Source organism: Pseudarthrobacter linnaei, assembly GCF_055412825.1.
The window spans coordinates 1-6,252 of record NZ_JBVAYX010000052.1; the positions used below are offsets into that span (position 1 = coordinate 1).

Sequence of the window (6,252 nt, forward strand, 5' to 3'; positions counted from 1 at the left end):
TCGGTTCTCACTGACCATCGCACGATGGCTCACTACGTCACCGGAGCAACGCGCAACTGCGGAGATCTACACCACTCCACGGGACGTAACCCGGGGCACTTCGTCACCCACAGCCTCACCACGCGAAGGGGTGCACAGGCGGACGGTTGTTTCCAGCGCGCCGAGAAGGCAGCGGGACGTATTCGCGCTTAGCACCAAATATTTAACCACCCACCGATTGACAACGATGGCAGGGAAACCCCCGCCAAGAGAGTTAGGAATCATGACCATTCACGCAGCGCCCGATCGCCTCGTCATAGCCGTTCAAACACGAAAAGAATTGGATTCCTCCTTGGACAGGGCGCTGGATCTCTTGAAGCCCGCGGCAATGGCCGAACGAGTCGGCATCCTAGTAACGAGGCTCGCCCCGGGCCTCTACGAGGTGCGGCTAAACGCTGGACTGCCACCGGGCACGGCAAGGGAAAGCTGGGGACCGTCCCTAATTGACCAAGATAACGGCGGTGTCTAGGCGATACGACCGTCAGCCTGAGGTCCATTTGAAGTCTGCTTCGGGAGAGAACCCAACCGGTCAACCCACAGCTAACAACGATCCCGTAAGGCGGTTTGTGCACCAGATGCCTTCGGCGGTCTCGCCACGTATGCGTTCATGGGACAGTCCCGAAAGGGAGACCGTGGCCTGGTGCAAACCGCCAGGCCGGGCGAGAAGTCAGCCACAAGCTGAGCGCATTCTCAAGACGGAACGAGGTGGTAAGCAGGCAAACGCGTGGGACGTCGACGATCTGCGTCAGGCCGTCCGCACCGACTCGAGCGGTGGGGAATACAGCCCGCTATTTCTATGGATTAAGTTCTGGTCACAAGGTGGCTATGCATGCATGGCGGAGCTGGACGCGTTCTTTCACGGTTTGCACGCACTGTCAGACAATGACGCGGTCGTGTTGGGCTTAGTCGTCGACGAACTCCAACGCCCCTGACGATACGGCACAGTTTATGTACCCTCCATCCTCGCGCAGCGGGAGCCCCAGGCGTCAGGTCAAACTCGCGAACTTAGAACAAATGAAGCAGCCCCGTTCCACCTATTTCCAACGCCGATAATGGACCTTATGTAAGGTTGTCAATATGTCAGGACAACTAATTCCTCGATTCAAGGCTACCAGCCCTGCCTCTCCTGAGGCTAGACCCGCGCATCTCAACGCCCCGGACTGACCAGTCATTAGGCAGGTCGAAGGAGGCTCCGCACTTGTCCAACAGGCTGTTGGACTATTTGAACGGGCAGGCTGGCACTGGATCCGCGGCGGCCACCATAACGCCGCCACCAGGAATACAGCTATACAAAATATCCGATATCGGTGTTTCCAAATTCCCGGGGGAGAGGCACTCGGTGATCAAAGCATGGCGATTCGCCGGTGTAATTTCCACGTATGACATCGAGGACTTTTTCCCGCGTCAGCCGTACACCGACGAACGGTTAAACGCGGAAACATTTAGCGTCGCGGTCGTGCCTTGCTCTGACGGCGGATCTCGTTGCGGGTGCAGGTGAGGCGGAATAGTTGAATTCGGCCCGCTATGGATGATCTTCCAAGACCGCCGCAAAATCCTCCCGACTCCTCATCTTTCCCACAATTTGCCATTGCCGTGTCATGTGACCGTACTGCCCCGCGAGGATGAAGGGGGCGACGCCGGCCTCACTGGCGAGGGCTTCGATAGCCCGTCCGCTTCGGGCATTTCGAAGACGCTCTTTCAGGTCCGACGAAATGAACAGTGTGGATGCGAAGTTATTGGCTTCTGATTCCTGCGCGTCAGCGTCATCGTCCACAGTGTTGTCGAGGTCGATGTAAGTAGCGCGTTTGGGGTGTAATAACACGTGCGCAACTTCGTGTGCGAGAGCGAACCAAAACGAATCAAGACGCTTTGATCGGCCAGTTAGGGCTATGAGCTGCCGCCCGTCGTCCAACGATTTGGAAGCTCCTGAAATGCGTGTTCCGCTGATCTCTTCAACGAATACGAGCAAAACACCCGCTTCCGCGAATAGCTCCTGAGCGCGCGTGAAACCAGTCTTCGTGTCGAGTCTCGTCAGCCCCGGAAGTTGTTTTGCAGCTGCTCGCAGCAGCTTCGGTGAATAAGGTTGAGCGTTCTTCGCCAGCCTAGATGCCTTGAGTTCGGCCAGTCGAAGCCAAACTGCTGTTGAGTACGGCTCTACCGTAAACGCCTGGCTGCGTTTGAAGCTCGCTACCGGCTGCAGTCGAACTCGATCGAAGGCTTGTGGGTCGGATACCTCGAACCAGCGAACAAGCTTATCAACGCGAGCGGCGACGTCATCTTGCGCGTCAATAACGCCTTTCTGCAGCAGTGTAATCAAGGGGAATTTGGACAGCCAGGAACCAAACTCGCTTAGGGCCTCTTTGGAAGCGCGTACCGATGCGGCCGCACGCCACACGGCCTCCGCTTGTAGCCAGAGAGTTGCAGGAATACCGAGTGAACGCTCGAAAGCAATTGCTGCATCAGGTGTTAGAGGAACATGCCCCTTGATGATCTGGTTAACGTGCTTGAGGCTCAGGCTCGTTCGCGCAGCGAAGTCTGTTTGAGTCATTCCGCGGTGCTTCAGTTCATCCGCAAGAAGTTCCCCTGGGGACAGCAGCCAGCTAGGGGTGAACTCTGCAGGTGTGGTGGGTGTAAAAGTCGTGGGTGCCATGTGAGATGTCAGTCGTCAGCTTGCGAGCCGATTTACCGAACGCTCGCGCTCGGTAAATTCGTTAATGCGGAGACAGCGAATCGTACCCGCAGTCGTAAGGGCGTCGTCAATCGAGTGAACGGGAATAGGAAGCCCGTCCGGGGTCAGCAACGTAGTGCTCATGTCGATCTCCTCATGTCGGATGGTCAGCCCGCCTTCGGGGCTTCCAGTGCACGGCAAGTATGGCTCTCTGATTCTGAGGCGGCTTGCTGACGGAAGGGATACCAGTATCCCGACAAGCGGTAGTAGCCAATTCGTCGTAGTTCCCGGTCAGCCTTCTGCCGACTGTCAATCTTCAGGCCGTGGGCAACGAGACGATCAATCTGCTGGCCGACAGTCAGGAACGGCTTGGTATAGGTGCTAGTCACTAACCAACAATAGATATAAAACTGGCCGTCTCCCCTTGTCGGAGATGACGGCCAGTCGTGATGCTCTCATTGTACACACCATGTTTGAAGCTTCCCGAATCGTTCTCGTCCTTCATCCGCCCTTCGAAAATCAGACACTCAAAGTCCGGGCTGACCACGGCGGCGAGTTTCCGCATCAGACCTAGCGTTCGAGCCCGCCACGTTCCAGTGTCCTTCCTTTGCCGCCCTGCCTGGCCATCTTTGAGGTCAGGGCCAACGGGGGCTTCTGCGCGACGGCCGCCGTCGCCGGCGCGCCCTGGTACTTGTCCGCCAGGAGGCGGGAGTTGACGGCTTCGCGGTCGCTCTTGCCTTCGAGGCTTTCGGCCAGCTGCTGGCGTCGTTCTGAGGAGTCCCACGCCGGTTCGCCCTTGGCTGCCCGGTCCTGGCGGTTGGCGCCGGCAACGGCTGCGCCGGCCACTACTTCATCGGTGCGCGCGGCCGATGCTTTGGTCCGTTCACTTTCGGCTTCGGAGCGGGCCTGCTGTGCCCGAGCGAGTGCCTCGGACACGGATGCCTCGTCCGCTCCGGTGTTGTTCACATCGATGCCGTAACGGCTCTGGACCTGTTCGCTGATTTTTCCGGATGCCTGGGCGGCTTCGGGGTCGTAGGTCTTCCATGCCGTGGCTGTCTCGTGAACCCGTTCGATCATTTCGGGGGTGGCTTTGTCCCACCAGTCCTCGCGGCCGACCGGCGCCAGCTGGGCCCGGGCGGCAACGCGCTGGGCGTCGAAGCGTTCCTGCAGCTCCCGCGCCCGTTGTTCCTCTGCTGCGGCGATGGTGCGCTGTTCCTGTTCGCGCATTTTGGCAAGCTGCTCTCCGATGCGGCTGGCAACCATCAGCCCGGTACGCATCGCCCCGTCCACTGCATCTTCCATTCCGTCTGTTTCGCTCATGCTCTTCCCCTATCGCTCGATGCCTGGATTGTTCTGCCGGTGGGTCTCTTCGGTCCGTGACTGGGCCCCCTGCAGATGCGCTGCGTCCGGTCTGGTCAGAACGGGAGGCAGCGGTGATCCGCCTTGTGAACGTTCGACCAGGAGCCTTGATATAAGGGCTTCCTCGGACGCTTCCGGGTGCTGTTGGCGCAGCGTCTCCATCGACATCGGCTGTGCCTTGAGTGTCTGTGCGGTGGCGCTGGCTTCGACAACCTTGCTGGCCGCCCGGACAGCTGTGGCCAGTCCCCGGACCCGGCGCAGATCGTCGGTGGCCTTGTGCATGTCGTGGATGGCCCGTGCTGTCTGGGCGAGCTGACGGAACATGAGGGCATAGGCGGCGCGGTCACTCTTGGAGGTCGCGGCCAGGAGGATCATGGTGGCCCCGCGTGCCGACGGCAAGGACACTGCCGGGCGTGCCGGGTAGCGGCGCAGTTGGGCGGACTTGGCGAGTTCTCTGGCGGCGTCTGCCAGCGGTCCTGGCGTCGGTTCGATCCGCTTGGACCATGCACCGAATGCGGCGGAAGTCTCGCGGGCTGCCTGCGCCCAGGCGGCATGGTCATCGTGCGGGGTGGTGGCCAGTTTCTCCCGGAGGGAACTGACGTCGTTGGCGTACTTGCTCCATAGCTCAGCCGATGGCTGCAGCGTCTCCCGGCCAAGGCTTACCGGCCGGCGGTTGCGCGCCGCAGCGTTCCATTCCGCGACAGCGGAAGCCGCTGACTCCGGGCTGCTCTCCCACTCTGCCCGGAGCTTGGGCAACGCCAGGTCACGTCCCAACGAGTTGCCGCCGAACCACACGGCGCGTTCTCCCTTGCGCGGGCGCTCGGCCACGGAGTAGCCGGTCACGACGTCGGTACGCCCAGCCGCGTAGCGGGGGCGCACGAGCATGCCCTCCTGGCGTGCCCGGCGGACAAACTCTGCCTCATCTGTCGATGCCCCGGCACAGACGCGCACCTTGCGGGCGAGGCTGTGACGCTCGACTTCCGGCAGTCCCTGACGGATCGCTTTGGCCTGTTCGGCCGGGGTGAATCCGCGCTCGGCGCGCAGGGTCCCGACAGCGTTCAGTCCGTACTTCTTCTCCAGTGCCCTGGCAGCCTGCTGGGATTTGTAGTTGCTCTTCCAGCCGTTCCATTTGGTGCCGTCGTCCCGGACCATGCTGGCCACGATGTGGATGTGGTCGTTGCCGTTCCTACTCAATCCGTGACGGACCGCAACCCAACGGGCGGGGGCCTTTCCGCCGTCCTCGGTGAAGTCCATTTCCTTCATGAAGTCGTTCGCGATGGCGCCCCACCGCTCGTCGCTAAGCTGACCTTCTTCCGCGGCCAAACTCAGCGAGCAGTGGAAGACGTGTCCGCCGTCTACTTCGGTGTCGAAAAACTGATTGGCCCGGTCGAGCGCATTGGCAATATCCAAGGCAGCATCGCGGTTCAGTTCGTTGTCATCGTGCCAGGCCATGAGAGCCGAATCGCCCGCGACCAAGTGCGGTTCTTCGTGCTCGTTTGCCCGCCCGGGACCCGCGAGGTAGATCATCAGACCCGCCATGCGGTCGCCCTGGGTAATGTTCGGAATCACGAAGAAACTACCGCCCCGCCATATCGGCAAGCTGACGGTCAATCCGGATGATGACAGCCCGTGCATGGGCAATGGAGGCGGCCGCTTCTGCCGGCACTTCCCCCGTCGCGTTCGCATGCCGTGCGATCTGGTTGATGTTGTTCGCCACGGTACCGACAAGACGCTGCAGCGTAGAGAGCTGCATGAACTGATCCCGCCGCTCCGACGGATTTTCTGTCCCCTCGCTGAGCGCCGCCTCGATCAAAAGCCGCGGGATCGTCACGCGGTGCTTCTCCGCCAGGGCAAGGAGCTGGGCTTCTTCTTCGGGGCTGACCTTTACCTCGTGACGGTGCATCCGGCCACCGTCAACATTCGCCCGCCGACGACGGGACTTCCAACCGGCGAAGCCGTTGCTTTCTGCCACTTGTCCCGCCCTTCGAATTTGCCAGCGCAGCGACCCGGAAACCCGTGACCACACTGCCAAGTGTGCCGCATCCGAGACGACAAGTCGAGGATCGAGCTAACTTAGCCGGGCTAAATTACCAGCTTGCTCCGCGGTTCAGCCTTTGCTCCGCGGTTCAGCCTTTGCTCCGCGGTTCAGCCTTTGCTCCGCGGTTCAGCCTTTGCTCCGCGGTTCA

General features: G+C 60.7%; 5 protein-coding genes. All 5 read right to left on the reverse strand.

All coding sequences use genetic code 11. The annotated features are described in order from the left end of the window. Nucleotides 1-1,561 precede the first annotated feature (1,561 nt). Nucleotides 1,562-2,689, reverse strand: a complete 1,128-nt coding sequence (locus ACZYZ3_RS20220; protein ID WP_463965561.1) for an ImmA/IrrE family metallo-endopeptidase — start codon at nucleotides 2,687-2,689, stop codon at nucleotides 1,562-1,564. A gap of 185 nt (nucleotides 2,690-2,874) precedes the next feature. Further along, on the reverse strand, nucleotides 2,875-3,096 hold the full coding sequence (locus ACZYZ3_RS20225) for a hypothetical protein (RefSeq protein ID WP_463965562.1): 222 nt from the start codon (nucleotides 3,094-3,096) through the stop codon (nucleotides 2,875-2,877). A 181-nt stretch (nucleotides 3,097-3,277) separates the two neighbouring features. Then, a complete protein-coding gene (locus ACZYZ3_RS20230; RefSeq protein ID WP_463965563.1) occupies nucleotides 3,278-4,027 on the reverse strand; it encodes a hypothetical protein in 750 nt (249 codons plus the stop codon). Between the two features lie 9 nt (nucleotides 4,028-4,036). Beyond that, nucleotides 4,037-5,635, reverse strand: a complete 1,599-nt coding sequence (locus tag ACZYZ3_RS20235) for a relaxase/mobilization nuclease domain-containing protein (RefSeq protein WP_463965564.1) — start codon at nucleotides 5,633-5,635, stop codon at nucleotides 4,037-4,039. Between the two features lie 7 nt (nucleotides 5,636-5,642). After that, nucleotides 5,643-6,038, reverse strand: a complete 396-nt coding sequence (mobC, locus tag ACZYZ3_RS20240) for a plasmid mobilization relaxosome protein MobC (RefSeq protein WP_463965565.1) — start codon at nucleotides 6,036-6,038, stop codon at nucleotides 5,643-5,645. Between the last annotated feature and the right edge of the window lie 214 nt (nucleotides 6,039-6,252).

Excerpts from the sequence above, each read along its gene's own strand:
- ACZYZ3_RS20220 (WP_463965561.1), bottom strand. The coding sequence starts at position 2,689 with ATGGCACCCACGACTTTTACACCCACCACACCTGCAGAGTTCACCCCT.
- ACZYZ3_RS20230 (WP_463965563.1), bottom strand. The coding sequence starts at position 4,027 with ATGAGCGAAACAGACGGAATGGAAGATGCAGTGGACGGGGCGATGCGT.